Below are 20,412 nucleotides of genomic sequence, written 5' to 3' on the forward strand. Positions count from 1 at the left end.
ACATGGCTCGTTATACCGGACCCATCACCCGCAAGTCGCGTCGACTGCGCGTCGACCTCGTCGGAGGCGACCAGGCCTTCGAGCGTCGCCCGTACCCGCCCGGCCAGCACGGCCGCGCGCGTATCAAGGAGAGCGAGTACCTGCTCCAGCTGCAGGAGAAGCAGAAGGCACGCTTCACCTACGGCGTCATGGAGAAGCAGTTCTCGCTGTACTACAAGGAAGCGAACCGCCTCAAGGGCAAGACGGGTGAGAACCTGCTCCGCATCCTCGAGACGCGTCTCGACAACGTCGTCTACCGTGCGGGCCTCGCTCGCACGCGTCGTCAGGCACGCCAGTTGGTCACGCACGGCCACTTCTTGGTCAACAACAAGAAGGTCGACATCCCCAGCTACCGCGTCTCGCAGTACGACATCATCGACGTCCGCGAGAAGTCGCTGAGCACGCTGCCTTTCCAGATCGCCCGCGAGACCTACGGCGATCGTCCCGTTGCCGGTTGGCTGCAGGTCGTTCCGAACCGTCTCCGCATCCTGGTCCACCAGGAGCCGGAGCGTTCGCAGATCGACATCCCGCTGACCGAGCAGCTCATCGTCGAGTACTACTCGAAGTAGGCCATCGGCCCGTGCGCCTCACGTGACCTCCCCCTGCGGGAACACGCGAGGCGCACGGGGCGTTGACCGCCCCACCACGAGCGTCAAATAGCGGACGCTCTTCCCAGGAGGACATCAATGCTCATTTCTCAGCGACCCACGCTGACCGAAGAGGTCATCGCTGACAACCGCTCGAAGTTCGTCATCGAGCCCCTCGAGCCTGGCTTCGGGTACACCCTCGGCAACTCGCTTCGCCGCACGCTTCTCTCGTCGATCCCCGGCGCTGCTGTCACCAGCATCCGTATCGACGGCGTTCTGCACGAATTCACCACGGTCCCCGGCGTGAAGGAGGATGTCACCGACATCATCCTGAACCTCAAGGGTCTCGTCGTGTCCTCGGAAGAGGACGAGCCGGTCACCATGTACGTCCGCAAGCAGGGCCCCGGCACTGTCACTGCAGGCGACATCGTTCCTCCGGCCGGCGTCACCGTGAACAACCCGGATCTGCACATCGCGACCCTGAACGACAAGGGCAAGCTCGAGATCGAGCTCGTCGTCGAGCGTGGCCGCGGATACGTTCCGGCTGTTCAGAACAAGGCGTCGGGCGCCGAGATCGGCCGTATCCCGGTCGACTCGATCTACTCGCCCGTGCTGAAGGTGACCTACAAGGTGGAGGCCACCCGCGTCGAGCAGCGCACCGACTTCGATCGGCTCGTTCTCGACGTGGAGACAAAGAACTCCATCACCGCGCGGGACGCGCTCGCCTCGGCGGGCAAGACCCTGGTCGAGCTGTTCGGGCTTGCCCGTGAGCTCAACGTCGAAGCAGAAGGCATCGAGATCGGACCCTCGCCCGCCGAGGCCGATCACATCGCATCCTTCGGTCTGCCGATCGAGGATCTGGACCTCACCGTCCGGTCCTACAACTGCCTCAAGCGCGAGGGTGTTCACACCGTCGGCGAGCTGGTCGGCCGTACCGAGTCGGATCTGCTGGACATCCGTAACTTCGGACAGAAGTCCATCGACGAGGTCAAGGTCAAGCTGCACTCGCTCGGCCTCTCGCTCAAGGACAGCCCCGCGACGTTCGATCCGAGCACTGTCGCCGGATACGACGCCGCCACCGGTACCTGGAGCGACACCGACACCGCCGTGAGCGATGCCGACGGCGCCGAGCAGGACTACGCCGAGACCGAACAGCTCTGACGCACTCGCGTCCCGAGCTCTTGATCAGGAGAGATTGACATGCCCAAGCCCACCAAGGGTCGCCGTCTCGGCGGATCGGCGTCGCACCAGAAGGCGATTCTCGCCAACCTGGCCACGGCGTTGTTCGAGCACGGACGGATCACCACCACGGAGTCGAAGGCCAAGCGCCTCCGCCCCTACGCCGAGAAGATCATCACGCACGCGAAGGCCGGCTCGCTGGCTCACCGTCGTGAGGTCATGAAGGACATCCGCAACAAGGACGTCGTTCACACTCTGTTCGCAGAGATCGGCCCGCACTTCGCCGAGCGCGCAGGCGGCTACACCCGCATCATCAAGACCGTTCCCCGCAAGGGTGACAACGCTCCTCAGGCCATCATCGAGCTCGTTCGCGAGCAGACGGTGTCCAACGAGGCGGACCGTGCTCGTCGTGTCCAGGCATCGCAGGCCGCGCCTGCCGCCACGAACGACGAGACCGCCGCTGACGAGGCTGCATCCGATCAGAACGTCGTCGAGGCCGTCGAGGCCGAGGCAACCGACGCTCAGGTCGAGAATGCAGACGCCGTCATCGAGGGTGTCGAGGCAGAGGACGCTCACGCGGCCAACGCCGATGAGGCAGACAAGAAGTAAGAGTGTCCTCGGACTCTCTGGGCGAGCCCGTCACCCCTTTCGGGGGTGGCGGGCTCGCCCGTTTGCGTCTCGATGTCGCCTACGACGGCACTGCCTTCGCCGGCTGGGCTCGACAACGCGACCAACGGACCGTGTGCGGTGTGCTCGAGCAGCGACTGTCCGCCATCTTCGGTACCCCACTCGAACTCACGGTCGCCGGACGTACCGACGCCGGCGTGCACGCCGAGGGCCAGGTCGCCCACGTCGACGTGCCGCGAACCGCGTTGGCCCGCATCGATCCTCGCGATCCCGACCGCGCACCCGACCCGTCGTTGCTGGTGCGGCGACTCGCGCGTTTCCTGCCGACGGACGTCCGCGTCCTGCGTGTGACGTTCGTGTCCGACGATTTCGACGCCCGGTTCTCCGCACTGCGGCGGCACTACGAGTATCGATTGTCCACCGCGCCCTACGGAACTCCGCCCCTCCGAGCGGGTTTCGTGGTGCCGTGGACCCGCACACTCGACGTGGCGGCGATGCAGGAGGCATCGTCGACCCTCGTCGGCCTCCACGATTTCGTCGCCTTCTGCAAGCGCCGTGACGGTGCCACCACCGTGCGGGAGCTGCAGCGCTTCGACTGGGTGCGGGACGGCGACGATCTCACCGCGCACGTGAGCGCGGACGCGTTCTGCTGGTCGATGGTGCGTTCCCTGGTCGGGGCGATGCTGGCTGTGGGCGAAGGACGCCGGGACCTCACGTGGGTACGCGGCCTGTTGTCCAGCGATGCCAGGTCCAGCTCGATCACCGTGGCCCCTGCTCACGGACTGTCGCTGGTGCGCGTCGACTACCCGGCCGATACGGAGCTGGCCGATCGCAGTCGCACGACCCGGGCAACGCGGTCGTTGCCCGGTGCCTGCTGCGGCTAGCCTCTTCAGACATGGCTCCTGTTCTCGGCGTGATCATCGGCTCGGTCCGGACGGGGCGTGTCGGCCCCACAGTGGCTCAGTGGTTCGTGCGCCGCGCCTCGGCGGACGGGCGATTCGAGGTCCGGGTACTCGACCTCGCGGATGTCGTTCTGCCGATGGATCTCTCGGGTGGCCCCGGTGTCGACGAGCTGACGCGCTGGGTGGACGTCTGCGATGCCTTCGTGCTCGTCACTCCCGAGTACAACCACGGTTACCCGGCATCGCTGAAGCTGGCACTGGACTCGGTGAAGCTCGAATGGCGAGGTAAGCCGGTGGGTTTCGTCTCCTACGGCGGCACGGCCGGGGGAGTGCGCGCTGTGGAGCAGCTGCGCCAGGTGGTCGCGGAGCTGCACATGGCATCCGTGCGCGACGCCGTGCTGTTCCCCCGAGTGAAGAAGGCGTTCGACGCGCACGGTGAGACGTCCGACGGTGCCGCGATCGATGGCGCACAGCGGATGATCGATCAGTTGCTGTGGTGGTCAGAGGGCGCCGGTCAGCCCTACCCGCGCGGCTGAGCCCGGTCGTGGGAGACCCCGCGGTCGACCGATGGCCTCGGTCTCGGCCGCGGTGGTGACGAGCCGCAGGGTGATGCTCCGCGACGCCATCGTCAGGGACACCTCGTCGGTGACGTCCGGGGACTGGTCGATCACGATGTCGGTCCCGCCGGTCGACGAGGCAGGGTTCACCCGCAGCACCGTTCCCGGTACCGGAGTCGGTCTGTCTCCGGCATGATCGGCGACCACCAGATCCACCGCGGTGCCGGACTCGACGTCCGACACGGGAGTCACCACCGAGAGGGTGCCCGAATCCGCCACCGCGACGGCGAGATGGCGCCATGCATGGGGTCGGTCGGTCATCACCAGGACCACCGCACCGACGGCCACGGCGCGGAAGACGATCTGGTGGACCACGTACAGCTCGCCGTGGACGTCGACGGTGTCGACGTCCTTCCCGAACACACGTGCGGTGACGGTGGTTCCGTCGGAGTCGACACCGACGACCTGACCGCATCCCGCGACCGGCAGCACGAGGGTGCTCCACTGCGCTCCCTCGACGGGGTGCGTGGGCGTCGCCGGCCGGGCGGTCGACACGAGGACGTCCTCCAGGCCCTGTCGATGCAGGCCGTCGAGCGTGCTGGATCCCGCGACCCGGATCGATCGGCGCTGCGGCAATTCGGCCGACAGATAGCCGTAGGTGGCCGTCGCCGTCGCTTCGGTGGTGGTCGAGAGAGCCGCCCGGACGGCGAGACTCGTGACGTCCGCGTCGTGGTCGCCGATCGAGTCGACCGCCGCCGCGGTCCAGGCGGACGGTGCGAGCCGCCGTGAGCGCCAGGTCGATCCGCCGAGCCGGGCGAAGCGCCACTGCGGACGGACGTGACGGAGGGGAACCCCATTCGTCACCAGAAGATCCGCCGCACGGATCTGATCGGCGGTGAGAAGGCTGCCCACGAGACCGTGGGTGCGCAGGACGTGCTGCAGTCGGGCCATGGTCGTGGCGAGCATCTGCACCGGCCCAGCAGCAGTTCCGCCCCGACGCGCCGCGGCCGTCTCACCCTCGTGGACGTCGGTGGAGAGGGAGAGGAAGGTTCGCCGCCGCGCCACCGACGCGAGCGGTCCGGCCATGGACAGGTAGCAGTCCGCGGCGCGGCGACCCCGTGCCGGACGCGTGCCGACGGAGGTGACACCCAGGTGGGTGGGCGCGTCCGTGCCCTGCGACAGTCGGTGGACGAGGTCGCGGAGCGGCACCACGGCGTCGGGTGTCGCTCCGCGTGAGCCGACCGTCGACCATCCGGCCGCAGCCGGTTCGACGTGGAGTTCCGCGACGATCGTCAGGTCGGATCCGTTCCACACCACACCGATCGGACCGCCGGGACGATCGAACGACAGCACCGTGCGCGCGGGTACCGGTCGATGCGCGAGAAGCCGTGGCCACGCCGAGAGGTGACCCACGACAGGACGCCCGTCCCGGGGGAGGCAGAGTCCGATCACGACGACCACTGCGGCCGTGATCGCCCATCGTGCAGGCACTCCCGACGTCGTGAGCGCGACGGCCACGCCGAGCGCCACTGCCTGCGACACCACGACGTCGCGTGCGGCCGTCATCCCCGGGCGAGTCTCGGACACCATGGCTCCTTCTCTGCGGTCGATGTACTGTGCCCTCACGCGGGACCCCTCCATCGGGTCCGGCGTGTCCGGCGGGGGGCCGGGCCGCGTCGCCGCGGCACCGAGGGCAGGGGATATCGATGGCAGGAACACCGACCACGCGATGGCAGATCGGTGCGCATCGGTTCTCTGTGAGACGGCTCGATCACGCACTGGTCCTGGGCGACACGTCGATGCGGCACGAACCGCTGCGATCGACGGCGCGGGCCTCCGCGGTCGGCGTCGTCGTGGCGGTCCTGATCCTCGCAGGTTGCGCCGCACTCGCCTTCGTCCGACCGGCCGCACGTATCGGTGATGCCGTGATCGTGCTGGACGACGAGAGTGGCGCTCTGTACGTCGTCGAGGACGACACGCTCCACCCCGCGTCCGATCTGGCGTCCGCCCGGTTGTTCGCCGGTCGGCCGGACGAGCCCACCGCGGTCGGTCCGGACGAGATCGCTCGACGCGCCCGAGGCGCCGCGATCGGTATCGGCGGTGCGCCGCAGGCGCTTCCGGTCACGACCGGTGCGATGGTCTGGTCCGTGTGCGAGGAGTCGGACAACGGCACGACCGATGTGACCGTCGAACCGGTGGGGACGCAGTCCGTCGCACCGCGTCGCGCACTCGACCCCGACGACGCGCTGGTGTGGCGTCGGGACGGCGTCGACTACCTGGTGCACGGACAGGTGCGCGCGCGGGTGGACCTGCAGAACACCGCCGTGACCCGAGCCCTCGGCCTGGAGGACGCGGTACCCACTCCGGTGTCGGCGGGGCTCTTCGACGCGGTGCCCGAAGCGCCGGAGATCGTGACCCCCACGGTGATCGGGTCGGGCGCTGCTGCCCCGTACCCGATCGGGGGTCGGCCCGTCGGATCCGTGGTGACAGTCGATCTCGGGGATCGCAGCGAGCACTACGTCGTTCTGCAGGACGGCGTGCAGGCGATCGGAGCGGCCACCGCGCAGTTGCTGCGCTTCTCCGATTCGGCCGGTCGGGTGGGTGTCGACGCCGTCCCGCCCGATGTGATCGCCCGGGCTCCGAGAACCGCTGCACCTCTGGCGGTCGACACGTTTCCGGAGCGACCACCGATCATCGTGACGGGCGGCGACGCCACCTGCGTGGAGTGGGTCGGGCCGGACGAGTCGACGGGGCGCGGGGCGCAGACGAGGATGACGATCGGTGCGACTGCCGACTCGCGCGCCGTGGCGCTGGCCGGGGCGGACGGTGCAGGGGATGGGCTGGACACCTTCTTCGTGGCACCGGGGTCCGGGCTGTACGTCGCCACCACCGGGCAGGCCGCCGACGACCCGCGCCGCGATTCCGCCTTCTACGTCGCCGACACGGGAACCCGCTTCGGCGTCCCGTTCACGCAGGACGCGGAGGCACTCGGACTCGGCGATCCGGCACCGGCGCCGTGGCCCGTCGTGGGACTGCTGCCGCCCGGTCCGGCGCTGACCGTCGATGCGGCCCGTGTGGGTCACGACGGGTCCTGACGCCGGACCACCGCGCGTACCGCCAGTGCGCCGGACACGAGCAGCAGGATCCCGACGGAGGACGCCAGGGCGAGTAGTGCGTCGCGACGGTCGGTGACCGGCGGTGTCGTGCGCGGGGGCAGTCGCACGGACGCGTCGTCACCCCGTGCGACCGCGCTGCCCGTCACCGCCGCCACCGGATCCAGACTGCCGTGGCCGACAGCCGAGTCCCAGTCACCTGCCGGTGAGTGCGCCGTCGTCACGATGCGGTCGATGACATCTGCCGCGGACAGCTCCGGATGACGCGCCCGCACCAGGGCGGCCGTCGCGGAGACGAACGGTGTGGCGAAACTCGTTCCCGTGAAGGCTGTTCGGCGCCCCTCGTCGTCGAGGGTGCCGTCGGCCAGACCGGTACCCGTGGCACCGAGGGACGTGACCTCGGTACCCGGAGCCGCGACGTCGACCCACGGCCCGTTCAAGCTGAACGACGACGGCTGCCCGTCCGGGTCCAGCGACCCCACGGTGAGGACGTACTCGTCGAACCACGCCGGTGACGCGAGAGTCACCGGCAACGCCGTGTCTCGTCCGTCGATGCCGCGGATGAGGTCGTTCTGCGTCCGGCACCGACGGCCGTCCAGATTCCCCGCAGCTGTGACGATCACGGCATCCCTGTCCACCGCGGCGTACCGCACGGCGGCTCCCAGTGCGCCGTCGCCCATCGACGATCCAGCGCTCGCACAGGCGACCTCCGAGATGTTGACGACGTCCGCGCCCGCGTCGACAGCGGTGCGGATCGCCGCAGCCATCGACTCGACGTCGCCGTACCCCGCGGAGGTGGAACCGTTCTCGTCGGCCTCCCGCTCGGAGGACGTCGCGGCGAAGGCTGCACTGGACTGACGAATGGAGAGGATCGTGGCGTCCGGCGCTCCGCCGGCGAAGCCGGATCCCGCGACCGGCCGAGCAGCGATGAGTCCGGCGACGACGGTGCCGTGTGCATCGCAGTCCTCGAGCCCGTCGCCCGTCGAGACGTAGTCGCCGCCGGCGCGCAGAGTCGGGAGGAGCGGATGTGGTGCGACCCCGGTGTCGATGACGGCGATGATCTGACCGGCGCCTCGGGTGAGGCTCCACACGTCCGAGAACCGGAGCGTCCTCTGAGCCGCGGGTACCACCGACGTCACGGGCGCCTCGGAGGCGGCCGCGCACCGGGTGCGCTGCTCGGTCGGTTCGGACGGGGCCGCGGCAGCCGGCTCGGGGAGCAGTCCGGGATCGATCAACGGTGTGTCTGCGGTTGCCGTACCCGCCGTGGGCATGGCCAGAACGACCATTGCTGCGACGAGACATGCGGTCACCCCTGGTCGTCGCTGAGTCGTCACAGGCCGCGCGCTGCCGAGTAGGCCCCGACGACGAGACAGACGAGAGGAACGATCGAGACCACGACGGCGAGTTCGGCCAGTTCGGCCGCCCGGCGCGCGACGGGGGAGAATCGCCGACCCGGCGCGACGACACCGATCAGGATCGCGAGGACGCCGACCGCCACCGCAGCCCCGGTCCACCACGGCCACAGGTCGGCGCGAGTGGACGCACCGATTGCGAGGACGACGAGGACGGCCGCGACACCCGCGGTGACAGCGACGGCGCAGCGCAGACGATCGACACCCACGCGGCCCCGGCAGCACAGGACGGAGGCGATCGCGGCAGCGGCAGCGAGTCTGCCGGGATCGACGGTCGCGGCGATGTCGTGCGTGGCCACGACGATCGCCCCCGCCGAGGCGAGCAGGGACAACCCCGTCGTGTAGCCGGTGAGGTACTGCTGAGCTGTGCGAGCTCGTTCCGCGACGACGTCGACGTCGGCGAGAGCGGACTCGTGTGCGGCGACGAGGGCGGCTTCCGACGGCCGCGTCGGCGGTCCCTCGTGTCCCGGGTGGTCGAGACGAGCGCCGGCATCGGCGAGAGGTACCGGGGGAAGGCGTATTCCGGCTCGTGCGGCCGACAGTCGCGGGGCGCGGGTGAGCGCCAGGGTGCACACGCCGGCGGTGACCGCCGCGATCGTCACGGTGGGCACGTCGCTCAGCGCCTCGACAGCAGCGGCGACGGCGCCCACGAGGCTCACCGTCGACACCGCGGTGAACGTGGCGCGTCCCTCGCGGCCGGCGATCATCGAGGTGACGACGGACGCCGCCGCGCTCAGCGCGAATCCGAGCACTGCGTCGGCCGCGGCATCCTGGCCGGGAACGAGCATCGTGCCCGCGGCGAACGCGAGGAGACACCCGGTCGACCTGAGACCGAAGCTCAGGGCCGAGGGGACGCGCGCCGCAGTGCACACACACGCGGCCACGACGGTGAGCAGCGCGAGGACGGCGAGACTCGCTGCCGCAGGGACTCCGCTCGTTCTCGTCGCGGTCCATCCCGCGGTCGCCAGTGCCGCCGTCGACACGACGGTGGCTGCGACGACCGAGTCGGACCGGGTCCACGAGTGGCCGTTGCAGAGAACGGCCACCGCCTCCGTCAGATCGTCGAAGACCGGCGGTGAGGACTCTCGTCCGCGGTGGAGAACCAGCACGTCGCCGTCCCGAACACCGTTGTCCAGCAACGAGAGACGCGCGTCGAGCGGCACTCCCACCATCGTCGAGAGCGACCGTGGGCCCGGCGAACGATCCGAGTCCGCGCGCTCGTCGATCAGCGCCGTCAGAGCGGGCACCGTCGCGGCGACGGCGACTCCGCCGGGAACCGAGACGTCCACCTCGACGTCCCCCGTGATCACGGTGATGCGCAGCACGGCCGGCTCGATCCGGCGTACCGCGGATTCGCGCGTCGTGGACAGCGGCGCAGCGGTCGGCGCGATGGTCATCGAAAGTCCCCCCGAACTCTCTTCCCGCGGTCGCACCGCGGGTCGTGCGAGCACTATAGGTCAGTTCGGTGACATCGCCTCGCGATATGCACAGGCACGAGGGTTCGTCCACAACCCTCGTCGTCTTCCCTCCCGGTCGTCGGCGTCCGGCGCTACGGTCTGACCCGACTCGCCGAACGGGGCGGCGAGCCACTGGGGGGTGGACGTGGTGGTCGGACGTGAGGGCGAGTACGCGACGGCGGTGGACACGCGGGTGGTCCATGGTCGACCGCCGCGCGAGGACGCGCCGCGGGTGCCGGGCGGCACCGTCGAGATGGAGCCGCCACCGGAGATTCCGCGGGTGGTCCCGGGGAACCCGCTCCTGAAGATGCTGCCTCTGGTCATGGTGGTCGCGATGGTCGGCATGGTTGCCCTCATGATCACGTCGGGCGCGGCCGCCAACCCGATGACGCTGCTGTTCCCGGCCATGATGGTGGTGTCCATGCTGGGGATGTTCGCCGGTGGGGGCCGCGGAGGCGGGCCACGGACGGCCGAACTCGACGAATCGCGCAAGGACTATCTGACGTACCTCGGTGCGATGCGCGAGCGGGTCCGGTCGACGGCGTCGGCGCAGCACGAGGCACTGGCCTTCTCCCATCCTGATCCGTCGACGCTGTCCTCGTTCGCCGGAACCTCACGCATGTGGGAGAGGCGGTCGACAGACGACGACTTCGTCCATCTGCGGGTGGGCGTGGGCGACCAACGACTCGCCACTCGCCTCGTCACACCCGACACGGGTCCGCCCGAGGGTCTCGAGCCGGTGTCGGCCGCCCTCCTGCGCTCGTTCGTCCGGACCCATGCCATCGTGTCGGACCTTCCCACCGCGGTCTCGTTGCGCGCGTTCTCCGTGATCGGTGTCGACGGCCCCGTCGAGGCGGCGAGAGCGCTCGTGCGCTCGATGGTGTTGCAGGCGTGCACTTTCCACAGTCCGGACGACATCAGTGTGGTGGTCGTCGTGGACGACTGCATCGCGGCGACGTGGGACTGGACGAAGTGGTTGCCGCACCACGGGGACGAGACCGCGTCGGACGGTGGCGGGCGACGGCGGCTGACCTTCGGATCGCCGGCGGAGGCAGCGCGGGACCTCGCCGTCCCGGCGGCAGACTCGTCGACCGGTGCGCGGCCCCATCGCATCGTGGTCGTGGATCGCGGTGCCGAGGACGGTGTCGAGGATGCCGAGACATGGGAGACCGTGACGAGGGGCGGGGACGTGACGGTCCTGACCGTGTCCGGTGCGGGCCGGGACGGCACCGCGGATCGCACACTCGTCCTGGTCGTCGGCGACGGCGCGGACAGGCCTGCGCTCGGCGCACGGAGCGCGGCCGGAGTCGAGATGTTCGGTACCGCGGACGGTGTGGACGTGGTCACCGCCGCCGTGGTGGCGCGGGGACTCGCTCGATTCCGGACGGGCGACACCGTCGTGCGGGCGGAGGGTGGCCCGCGCGTCCGAGCATGGGAACACCTGCCCGGCATGACGTCTCCCGACAGTCTCGACCCCGGCGTCGCCTGGTCCTCCCGTTCCGGGCGGTCGCGACTGCGCGTCCCGTTCGGACTCGACGACGACGGTCGCGTCGTCGAGCTCGACCTGAAGGAGGCCGCCGAGGGGGGTATGGGACCGCACGGACTCTGTATCGGCGCCACGGGATCGGGAAAGTCGGAACTGTTGCGGACGCTGGTGCTCGGACTCGTCGCGACGCACCCGCCCGACGTCCTGAATCTCGTCCTCGTCGACTTCAAGGGTGGGGCCACGTTTCTCGGACTGGAATCGGCGCCTCACGTCGCGGCCGTCATCACCAATCTGTCCGAGGAAGCGCAGATGGTCGAGCGGATGCGCGACGCGCTCGCGGGCGAGATGACTCGACGGCAGGAACTGCTCAGGGCCGCCGGCAATTACGCGAACGTCTCCGATTACACCCGTGCGCGCGAGGGTGGTGCCGCACTCGCGCCTCTACCGGCGCTCTTCGTCGTCGTCGACGAGTTCTCCGAACTGCTGACCCGGTTCCCGGAGTTCGCCGAGCTCTTCGTCGCGATCGGGCGACTCGGGCGCTCGCTGCACATCCATCTGTTGCTGGCGAGCCAGCGGCTCGACGAGGGTCGGCTGCGCGGACTCGACAGTCATCTCTCCTACCGCATCGGTCTGAAGACGTTCTCGGCCTCCGAATCTCGATCGGTTCTGGGTGTCGCCGACGCGCATCACGTGACCGGGGGTCCGGGAGTGGGGTTCCTCAGAACGGACTCCAGCGAGCTGGTGCGCTTCACCGCGATGTACGTCTCGGGTCCCCGTCTGCGGAGCGACGAGCCCGCAGCGCTCTCGGTCGGCGCAGGCTCGACCGGGCCCCGTCTCTTCACGGCGGCGCCGGTGCCGCTGCTCGACGAGACCGCCCTCGAACCGGCGGGCGAACCGCCGTCTCCGTCCGAGTCGTCGGACGGCGGCACCGTCCTCTCCGCCGTCGTCGCGCGAGTGCGCGGTCACGGGCGTCCCGCACACCGGGTGTGGCTACCGCCGTTGGACCGGCCCGTCACACTCGACTCGGTGTCACCGGACACGGCGCTCGGCGGTGACCGGCCCGACGCGGCGGGGTCACTGCGCGCCGTGGTCGCACTGGTCGACCGGCCGTACGACCAGCGACGCGATGCACTCGAACTCGACCTCACCGGTGCGTCCGGGCACGTGGCGATCGTCGGGGGACCGCAGTCCGGCAAGTCCACCGCGCTCTGCACGCTCGTCCTCGATCTGGCTCTGCGGTACTCCCCGCACCACGTGCAGTTCCACGTCCTGGACTTCGGCGGTGGATCCGTCGGACGGCTGGTAGGCCTTCCTCACGTCGGATCCGTCGCGGTCCGCTCGGAGGCGGACGCCGTGCGACGCATCGTCGCCGACGTGGTCGGAACCGTTCGACGCCGCGAGGAGTTGTTCCGCACCGGCGAGATCCGGTCGATGGCCGACGCGCGGCGCAGGCGAGAGTCGGGTGGAGACAGTGCACCGCCGGTGCCGGACATCGTTCTGGTCGTCGACGGGTGGAGCACGATCCGAGCCGAGTTCGAGGCCCTCGAACCGTCCCTGCACCAGCTGGTGTCGAGCGGACTCTCCTACGGGGTGCACGTCGTCCTCGCCGCGAGTCGGTGGGCCGAGCTCCGTCCCGCGGTGAAGGATGCCGTCACCACGAGAGTCGAACTGCGCATGGGTGATCCGTCGGACTCGGACATCGGCCGAGCACGGGCGATGCACGTCCCGACGCGTCGGCCCGGTCGAGGCATCACCCCGGACGGGTTGCATCTGCTCGTCGCGCTCCCGCGTGTCGACGGCATCGCCGACACGGACGATCTCGGACACGGGACCGACCGAGCGATCGCCGAGTCGGTCCACCGGTGGCGGGGTGACGCACCGACGCCCCCGGTGCGACTGTTGCCGCGTCGACTCGAGCGCGACGACCTTCTGTCGTCCGTGTCGGCGTGGTGGCCACCGTCCGCCTCGGGGACATTCGTCGCCACCGTGCCGGTGGGTGTCGACGAGAACGATCTCGCGCCGGTCGTTCTGGATCTGGCCGAGCATCCGCACCTTCTCGTCCTCGGCGACTCGGGCTGCGGGAAGACCAGTCTGCTGCGATCGATCTCCCGTTCGCTCGCGCAGGCCAACGACGCCACGTCGCTGAGAATCCTCGCCGTCGACTACCGACGAACCCTGCTGGGCGACATCCCGTCCGATCGGCTCGCCGGTCACGCGTCCACGGCCGAGCAGGCCACGACGATGGTCGCCGAACTCGCGACCTACCTGCGTGCCCGCCGTCCGGGACCGGACACCACTCGTCGCGAACTCGCTGCGAGATCCTGGTGGACCGGTCCCGAGATCGTCGTGGTCGTCGACGACTACGACCTCGTCGTCACGCCGCACGGAAACCCGCTGACCGAGTTGCTGGAACTGCTGTCGCAGGCGCGGGACGTCGGTCTGCATCTCGTCGTCGCACGTCGGTGCGGCGGATCCGCTCGGGCACTGTACGAACCGGTCCTCGCGAGGCTCAAGGACCTGGCATCACCGGGACTGGTCATGAGCGGGAGCCGAGAGGAGGGCGTCCTGCTCGGCTCCGTCCGTCCGTCCGAACTCCCACCCGGACGCGGTGTGCTGGTCGGGCGCGGAACGGCGACACTGGTGCAGACCGCGCTGTGCGAGACCGCGCCGGACGAGCGGTGACGTCGCCCGTCGGGCTCGTCACGACCGTGGACGCGGTGTGGTGTTCACGGTTCGGGGTGCTGTCGAGAACTCCCGCAGACGGTTCCGCGTCCGTGGACGTCCTCGGCCACATCGACGACCGCGTCGTCACTCTCGCCGACGGACGCGAGGTCGAGGTGTCGACGATGGTGTCCGAGATGTTCACCGACGCTCTGCGCGATGCGGGGGTGCACGGTGGGGACCACGACCTGGTGCTGGTGCACCCACCGCACTGGGGAGTCGTGCGCTGCAGCGTCCTCACCGCGGCCGCGCGACCCCTCGCGCGTGACGTCCTCCTCGTGTCGTCGGCGCTCGTCGCGCGGGACGCGGCGCAGTCGGCCCGGCCCTGCCCGTGCGGTGGATCACGCTGCCGAACAGTGGTTCTCGACCGCACACCGCACCGCACCACGGTCTCGACCGTGGTGAGTACGGCCATCAGCAGCGACGTCGTGGACTGTGTTCTGACCGACCCCGCGATCGGAGGGGACGACGAGCTGACGGTGTCGCGCACTCGTGCCGCGGTGGACGGAGTTCTCGCTGCCGCGCCGGCCTGCCGACTCGTCGTGCACGGCGCGAGTGACACCTTGCCGCGAGCCGTACTCGACGAGATGAGCGATCTGACGGTGGTGACGGTGGACGACGAGGAGATGGCGGCAGCCGTGGTCCCGAGCGCGGGCGCGAGCCCCCTCCCGGTTCCGCCCGTCACATCGTCCGTACCGGCCGAGCTCACGCCCGGTAGGACGGGCGCGTGGCTGGCCGAACGAGCCGCCGCGGCGGCCGTGGACCGTCGGCGCACGACCCGACGGCCGGTCCTGGTGGCAGCGGTGGCGACCGCGGTGGTGTGCGTCAGCATCGGCGTCGCGGCACTGACCAGCGGACAGTCGCCCGCGCCTGCGACGGAGCGACCACGAGCCGCAGAACCGTCCATGGTCCCGGCCGGGCCCACTCGACCCACCGCGCCCACCACCGAGCCGGCCGCCGCGACGACGACGAGCGCCCCCGCCGGTACCGACTTCTCGATCGCCGGAACACACCTGATCGTGCCGGTGGGGTGGCATGTCGAGCCGGGTACGGAGCGGGTCGAGATCCGTCCCGACGCACCCGCCGGCATGCGACTGGTGCTGGTGGTCCGCGAACTCGGTGTGGGCGTCGGACTACCCGACGTGCAGGCCACCCTGTCGGCCGCGGTCGACGCCGCACCCGATCGACTCGGCGGGCTCGATCGACGGTCGGACGTATCCGATCGTCCCGCGCTCGTCTACACCGAGAAGGCGTCCGACGGCTCGACGGTGGCGTGGACGGTGATCGTGTCACCGGGGGAGCAGACGAGTCTCGGCTGTCAGAGCACCGAGGCCGCGAACCCTGTGATGGCGGAGGTCTGCACCGCGGTCCTCGCGTCCCTCGTCGTCGGGTGACGCGGTGGCGGAGACGGAACCGTTCGCCGAGTCGTCGCGTCGAAGGAGGTGCAGGGGAAGTTCCGGGTACCGGCCCGGACCACACCGAGGGGGGATCGAGAGACCATGTCGCAGATGAAGACCACCGTCGAGACGATGCACGTCACCGCAGGGAAGGTGGACCAGCTGACGCTCGAGATCAAGGCGCTGCTGGACCAGCTGCGTGGCGACGTCCAGGCCGTCGGAGGGAGTTGGGAAGGCGCGGCGGCGATCGCGTTCCAGAACGTCATGACCAGCTGGGACGGCAGCGCGAACAAGTTGCAACTCGCGCTGGGTTCGATCGGGGACGCCATCAAGTCGAGCGGGACCGCCTACGGCGCTGCCGACGACGACAACACGCGCACCGTCACCGCCGCGGGCGGTTCGCTCAACCTCTGACCCGCCGATCATCCGATCTGCCCATCACTCACGTCAGGAAGGACGTTCACCATGAGATACGTGTTCGGTGCCATCGACCAGGTCACTGCTCAGATCGACGCGAAGCAGGCCACTCTCAACAGCAAGCTCGACGAACTGCGCCAGATCATCTCGCCGCTGGTGGCGGAATGGGAAGGCACGGCGTCGGAGTCGTACCAGGACAAGCAGCGCCAGTGGGACTCGGCGGCCCTGGAGCTCAATCAGGTTCTCGAGGCGGTCGGCAGTGCCGTCGGTCAGGGCAACGCCGACATGCAGGCACGCGAGGCGGCGAACCGGGGAATGTTCGCCTGATCACGGACGAGGTGGGCAACCGGGGCGTGGGGGGTGTCCGGTTGCCCATCTCCGACGGTCCGTACGACTCCGGTCGGCGCGGGGCGGATACTGGACGTCGTCATGACACAGCCGGATCAGCCCGTCACCGACCCGAGCGACCGCGACCACGCGGCTCGGGCGATCGCCCGCAGCCGGGTCGCGGCGGAACGTGCGCTCACCGAGGCCCGCATCGTGTCGCTCGCACGACAGCACCAGGCCATCGTCGAAGGGTCCCGGTGGACCACGGACGACGACGAGCACGATCCCGAGGGGTCGACCATCGCGTTCGAGCGCGCCGCCATCGCATCGATGTCGAGAGAGGCGCGGGAGGAACTGCGCGAACTCGACGACGCGGAGATGCGGATCGAGCGCGGCACCTACGGACAGTGCGAGGTGTGCGGCGGGGCGATCTCCGACCCCCGCCTCGAGGCGCTGCCGACTGCTCGCCGCTGCATCGAGTGCACCTCTCGTCGGCGATGACGGTCGAGGGGTTTTGACCTGCCAGTACGTGGGCCGGTAAGGTACACCGTTGGCGTTCGGTACATCGAGTCGTCATGCACGACCGATACCGGTCCCTCGGGTCTCCACTGGCCGCCGAGACGATCGACCACGCGCCTGGCCAGCACCATCAGCGATGAGACAAGGAAGTTCTGTGTCCACGTACAGCCAAAAGGCCGGGGATGTCACCCGGACCTGGCACGTGATCGACGCCACCGACGTCGTTCTCGGCCGCCTCGCAGTCCAGGCAGCAACTCTGCTGCGCGGCAAGCACAAGCCCACGTATTCCCCCAACCTCGACGGCGGAGACTTCGTCATCGTCATCAACGCTGAGAAGGTCGCGATCAGCGGCAACAAGCGGACCGACAAGTTCCACTACCACCACTCGGGCTTCCCGGGCGGTCTCCGTGCGCGCAGCATCGGTGAGGTTCTGGACAAGAACCCCGACCGCGTCGTGGAGAAGGCCATCAAGGGCATGATCCCCAAGACCAAGCTCGGCAACCAGATCGCCGGCAAGCTCAAGGTCTACGCAGGTCCCGATCACCCCCACACGGCTCAGCAGCCCGTCCCGTACGAGATCAAGCAGGTGTCCCAGTGACCGCTCCCGAAGAGAACGTCGTGACCGAGACGGCCGAAGAGACCGTCCCCATCGGTGACTCCGTCGAGATCGCCGACGAGTTCGTCTCCGTCGAGGAGCCCGAGGTCGTCGCCGACATCGAGGCCGCCGCTCGTCCCGCCATCTACATCGATCGCCCCGTCACCACGGTCGGTCGTCGTAAGGAAGCCGTCGTGCGCGTGCGCATGACCCCCGGCTCGGGCGACTTCAAGCTCAACGGCCGCACCCTCGAGGACTACTTCCCCAACAAGGTGCACCAGCAGCTCATCAAGTCCCCGTTCGTCACCGTCGAGCGTGCGGACGGCTTCGACATCGTCGCCCTCCTGCACGGTGGCGGCCCGTCCGGCCAGGCAGGCGCCCTGCGTCTTGCCATCGCCCGTGCCCTCATCGAGGTCACCCCGGACGATCGCCCCGCCCTCAAGAAGGCCGGCTTCCTCACGCGTGACCCGCGTGCCGTGGAGCGCAAGAAGTACGGCCTGAAGAAGGCTCGTAAGGCATCGCAGTACTCGAAGCGCTGATCTCAGCACTTCTGGAGAAGCGGGCGCTCCGGCTGGTCCTCGGACCGCCGCGGGCGCCTGCTTCGTGTCACGGCACCTGCATACGCTCCACCTGCTCGGAAGAGGTAACTGTCATGGCCCGGTTGTTCGGTACCGACGGAGTTCGGGGACTGGCGAACGAGGAGGTGACGGCAGACCTCGCACTACGACTCGGCCGTGCCGCCGCAGCGGTGCTCGGCGAGGTCGCCTCGTCGACCACCCGCCCCCTGGCCGTGGTCGGACGGGACCCGCGCGCGAGCGGCGAGATGCTCGAAGCCGCGATCGTGGCCGGACTGTCCTCCGCCGGAGTCGACGTCCTCACGGTCGGTGTCGTCCCCACCCCGGCCCTGGCCTACTTGACCGACGACTACGACGCGCAGCTCGGCGTCATGATCTCCGCATCGCACAACGCGATGCCCGACAACGGCATCAAGTTCTTCGCGGCCGGCGGCCACAAGTTGGACGACGACCAGGAGGACCGCATCGAAGCGTTGCTCGACGCGCCCGCCACGGGCCCCGTCGGTGCCGCCATCGGCCGCGTGCGACAGGCCCCGGACGCCCTCGCCCGCTACGAGAGCCATCTCGCGACCATCGTCACCCGACGCCTCGACGGCATCACCGTCGTCGTGGACTGCGCTCACGGAGCCGCCTCGACCGCCGCGCCGGACGCCTACCGCGCCGCGGGTGCGACCGTGATCGCCATCAACGCAGACCCGGACGGCCTGAACATCAACGACGGATGCGGGTCCACCCACCTCGACGTGGTGCAGAAGGCCGTCGTCGAGCACGGCGCCGACCTCGGACTCGCCCACGACGGCGACGCGGACCGCTGTCTCGCGGTCGACGCGAACGGCGCCGTGGTCGACGGGGACGCCATCATGGCGATCCTCGCGATCGCGATGCACCAGCGCGGTGAGCTTCCCGACGACACGCTGGTCGCCACCGTCATGAGCAACCTCGGACTGCACATCGCGATGCGTGACGCCGGAATCACGGTGCGCACCACCGCTGTCGGCGATCGCTACGTTCTCGAGGAACTACGCGCCGGCAACTACGGACTCGGCGGTGAGCAGTCGGGCCACATCGTCCTGCCCGCATTCGGCACCACCGGTGACGGTGTGCTGACGGGCCTGCAGATCATGGCCAGGATGGCCGAGACGGGACGCACCCTCGAGGACCTCGCGTCCATCATGCGCACGCTGCCCCAGGTGCTGATCAACGTGCCCGTGCAGGACAAGTCCGCCGCGACGTCGGCTCCGCTGGTGCAGGACGCGGTGACCCGTGCGGAGGACGAGCTCGGACGAGAGGGTCGAGTGTTGTTGCGTCCCTCGGGAACCGAGCAGCTCGTCCGCGTGATGGTGGAGGCGGACACCGCAGACACCGCTCGCCGACTCGCCGACCACATCGCAGATGTGGTCGGCGCCGTCGGCTGACGTCTCGGCCCGTCAGCCGATGAGGGCCTTGAGCTGCTCCACCTGGCCCACCCGGCCCGCGGTGTCGGCCGCGATGGGGTGGATGTTCAGGGTGGTCACGCCCGCGGACTCGAAGGCGGCGAGGCGTTCCTTGACGTAGCTCTCGGTGCCGATCAGCGAGATCGACCGGACCAGCTCGTCCGGAACGGCGGCCGCGGCCTCCTCCTTCTTGCCGGCCAGGTACAGGTCCTGGATCTTCTCGGCCCCCTCCTCGTAGCCGTACCGCACCGCGAGGTCGTTGTAGAAGTTCTTGCCCTTGGCGCCCATGCCGCCGATGTAGAGGGCCAACTGGGGCTTGATCCACGGCAGGAACTGGTCGGCGTCGTCGCCGATTGCCACGGCAGGGCTGGCGTACACGTCCAATTCACCCAGTGACGGGTCGCGCTTCGCCTTGCCTGCCGCGAGCGACTCGCCCCACACCGACTCGGCCTTCTCCGGATGGAAGAAGATGGGCTCCCAGCCCTGGGCCAGCTCGGCTGTGAGCGCGACGTTCTTGGGTCCGAGTGACGCGATGACGATCGGAATGTCGGCTCGCACAGGATGATTGATGAGCTTGAGGGGCTTGCCCAGACCCGTGCCCTGATCGGCGGGCAGGGGGATCTGGTAGTACTTGCCCTCGAACTGCACCTTCTCGCGGCGCCACACCTGGCGGCAGATCTCGATGATCTCGCGGGTGCGGCCGAGCGGGGCGTCGTACTTGACGCCGTGGAAGCCCTCGATGACCTGGGGGCCGGACGCGCCGATACCCATGACGAAGCGGCCACCGGAGACGAAGTCGAGGCCGGCGGCGGTCATGGCCAGCAGCGACGGTGTGCGGGTGTAGATCTGAAAGATTCCCGACGCCAGTTCGATGGTGGACGTCTTCGCGGCGAGGAAGCCGATCTGGCTCACGGCATCGAACGAGTACGCCTCGGGGATGAACACGATGTCCATTCCCGCCCTCTCCAGAGCCCCGACCTCCTCGACCGTCTCGCTGAATCCGCCCGAGTAGTTCAACTGCATACCGATGCGCATGGGGCTCCCTGATCGCCGAAGTGTGTGTTACCCA

18 protein-coding genes are annotated in these 20,412 nt (G+C 69.3%); 14 read left to right on the forward strand and 4 right to left on the reverse strand.

Annotation, left to right across the window (positions count from 1 at the left end):
• The first annotated feature begins 2 nt into the window (after positions 1 to 2).
• From rpsD to HQ314_RS13380, 5 genes are all read left to right on the forward strand, one after another.
• The gene (rpsD, locus tag HQ314_RS13360) at positions 3 to 608 is read left to right on the forward strand and encodes a 30S ribosomal protein S4 (protein WP_027503823.1); all 606 of its coding nucleotides are present in this window, start codon (positions 3 to 5) and stop codon (positions 606 to 608) included.
• Positions 609 to 725: 117 nt separating this feature from the next.
• A complete protein-coding gene (locus HQ314_RS13365) occupies positions 726 to 1,787 on the forward strand; it encodes a DNA-directed RNA polymerase subunit alpha (RefSeq protein WP_027503822.1) in 1,062 nt (353 codons plus the stop codon).
• Positions 1,788 to 1,826: 39 nt separating this feature from the next.
• A complete protein-coding gene (rplQ, locus tag HQ314_RS13370; protein WP_027503821.1) occupies positions 1,827 to 2,414 on the forward strand; it encodes a 50S ribosomal protein L17 in 588 nt (195 codons plus the stop codon).
• A 62-nt stretch (positions 2,415 to 2,476) separates the two neighbouring features.
• The gene (gene truA, locus HQ314_RS13375; RefSeq protein WP_222650508.1) at positions 2,477 to 3,316 is read left to right on the forward strand and encodes a tRNA pseudouridine(38-40) synthase TruA; all 840 of its coding nucleotides are present in this window, start codon (positions 2,477 to 2,479) and stop codon (positions 3,314 to 3,316) included.
• 11 nt (positions 3,317 to 3,327) lie between these two features.
• Positions 3,328 to 3,870 carry an NADPH-dependent FMN reductase gene (locus HQ314_RS13380; RefSeq protein ID WP_222650297.1) on the forward strand — a complete coding sequence of 181 codons (543 nt, stop codon included), beginning with the start codon at positions 3,328 to 3,330 and terminating at the stop codon, positions 3,868 to 3,870.
• On the opposite strand, the gene HQ314_RS13385 is transcribed toward HQ314_RS13380, so the two are convergent.
• Positions 3,835 to 5,481, reverse strand: a complete 1,647-nt coding sequence (locus HQ314_RS13385; protein ID WP_222650298.1) for a type VII secretion protein EccE — start codon at positions 5,479 to 5,481, stop codon at positions 3,835 to 3,837. The genes HQ314_RS13380 and HQ314_RS13385 overlap by 36 nt on opposite strands.
• 116 nt (positions 5,482 to 5,597) lie before the next feature.
• On the opposite strand from HQ314_RS13385, the gene eccB reads away from it, so the two are divergent.
• Positions 5,598 to 6,986 (forward strand): type VII secretion protein EccB, encoded by a 1,389-nt coding sequence (eccB, locus tag HQ314_RS13390; protein WP_222627348.1) that lies wholly within the window; start codon positions 5,598 to 5,600, stop codon positions 6,984 to 6,986.
• Here eccB and mycP read toward each other — a convergent pair.
• A complete protein-coding gene (mycP, locus tag HQ314_RS13395) occupies positions 6,971 to 8,290 on the reverse strand; it encodes a type VII secretion-associated serine protease mycosin (RefSeq protein WP_222650299.1) in 1,320 nt (439 codons plus the stop codon). The genes eccB and mycP overlap by 16 nt on opposite strands.
• A 44-nt stretch (positions 8,291 to 8,334) precedes the next feature.
• Entirely contained in the window at positions 8,335 to 9,813 is a 1,479-nt protein-coding gene (gene eccD, locus HQ314_RS13400) for a type VII secretion integral membrane protein EccD (RefSeq protein WP_222650300.1), read from the reverse strand.
• 313 nt (positions 9,814 to 10,126) lie between these two features.
• Between eccD and eccCa the strand changes: the two genes are divergently transcribed.
• From eccCa to glmM, 8 genes are all read left to right on the forward strand, one after another.
• Positions 10,127 to 14,041, forward strand: a complete 3,915-nt coding sequence (eccCa, locus tag HQ314_RS13405) for a type VII secretion protein EccCa (RefSeq protein ID WP_222650509.1) — start codon at positions 10,127 to 10,129, stop codon at positions 14,039 to 14,041.
• The gene (locus HQ314_RS21760) at positions 14,038 to 15,474 is read left to right on the forward strand and encodes a type VII secretion-associated protein (protein ID WP_222650301.1); all 1,437 of its coding nucleotides are present in this window, start codon (positions 14,038 to 14,040) and stop codon (positions 15,472 to 15,474) included. The genes eccCa and HQ314_RS21760 overlap by 4 nt, the downstream gene beginning before the upstream one ends.
• 114 nt (positions 15,475 to 15,588) lie before the next feature.
• Positions 15,589 to 15,891, forward strand: coding sequence for a WXG100 family type VII secretion target (locus HQ314_RS13415; protein WP_162246747.1), 303 nt, complete (start codon positions 15,589 to 15,591; stop codon positions 15,889 to 15,891).
• A 51-nt stretch (positions 15,892 to 15,942) separates the two neighbouring features.
• Entirely contained in the window at positions 15,943 to 16,221 is a 279-nt protein-coding gene (locus HQ314_RS13420; RefSeq protein WP_027503812.1) for a WXG100 family type VII secretion target, read from the forward strand.
• A gap of 102 nt (positions 16,222 to 16,323) precedes the next feature.
• Positions 16,324 to 16,722 (forward strand): TraR/DksA C4-type zinc finger protein, encoded by a 399-nt coding sequence (locus HQ314_RS13425; RefSeq protein WP_222650302.1) that lies wholly within the window; start codon positions 16,324 to 16,326, stop codon positions 16,720 to 16,722.
• 172 nt (positions 16,723 to 16,894) lie between these two features.
• Positions 16,895 to 17,338: a 50S ribosomal protein L13 gene (rplM, locus tag HQ314_RS13430; protein WP_027503810.1), complete on the forward strand. Its 444-nt coding sequence runs from the start codon at positions 16,895 to 16,897 to the stop codon at positions 17,336 to 17,338.
• A 50-nt stretch (positions 17,339 to 17,388) separates the two neighbouring features.
• Positions 17,389 to 17,874: a 30S ribosomal protein S9 gene (gene rpsI, locus HQ314_RS13435; RefSeq protein ID WP_371831715.1), complete on the forward strand. Its 486-nt coding sequence runs from the start codon at positions 17,389 to 17,391 to the stop codon at positions 17,872 to 17,874.
• A gap of 113 nt (positions 17,875 to 17,987) precedes the next feature.
• The gene (gene glmM, locus HQ314_RS13440) at positions 17,988 to 19,325 is read left to right on the forward strand and encodes a phosphoglucosamine mutase (RefSeq protein WP_222650303.1); all 1,338 of its coding nucleotides are present in this window, start codon (positions 17,988 to 17,990) and stop codon (positions 19,323 to 19,325) included.
• A gap of 12 nt (positions 19,326 to 19,337) precedes the next feature.
• On the opposite strand, the gene HQ314_RS13445 is transcribed toward glmM, so the two are convergent.
• Entirely contained in the window at positions 19,338 to 20,378 is a 1,041-nt protein-coding gene (locus HQ314_RS13445) for an LLM class F420-dependent oxidoreductase (protein ID WP_222650304.1), read from the reverse strand.
• Between the last annotated feature and the right edge of the window lie 34 nt (positions 20,379 to 20,412).

It is taken from the genome of Rhodococcus sp. BP-332 (genome assembly GCF_019836065.1).
Taxonomy (GTDB): Bacteria; Actinomycetota; Actinomycetes; order Mycobacteriales; family Mycobacteriaceae; genus Rhodococcoides.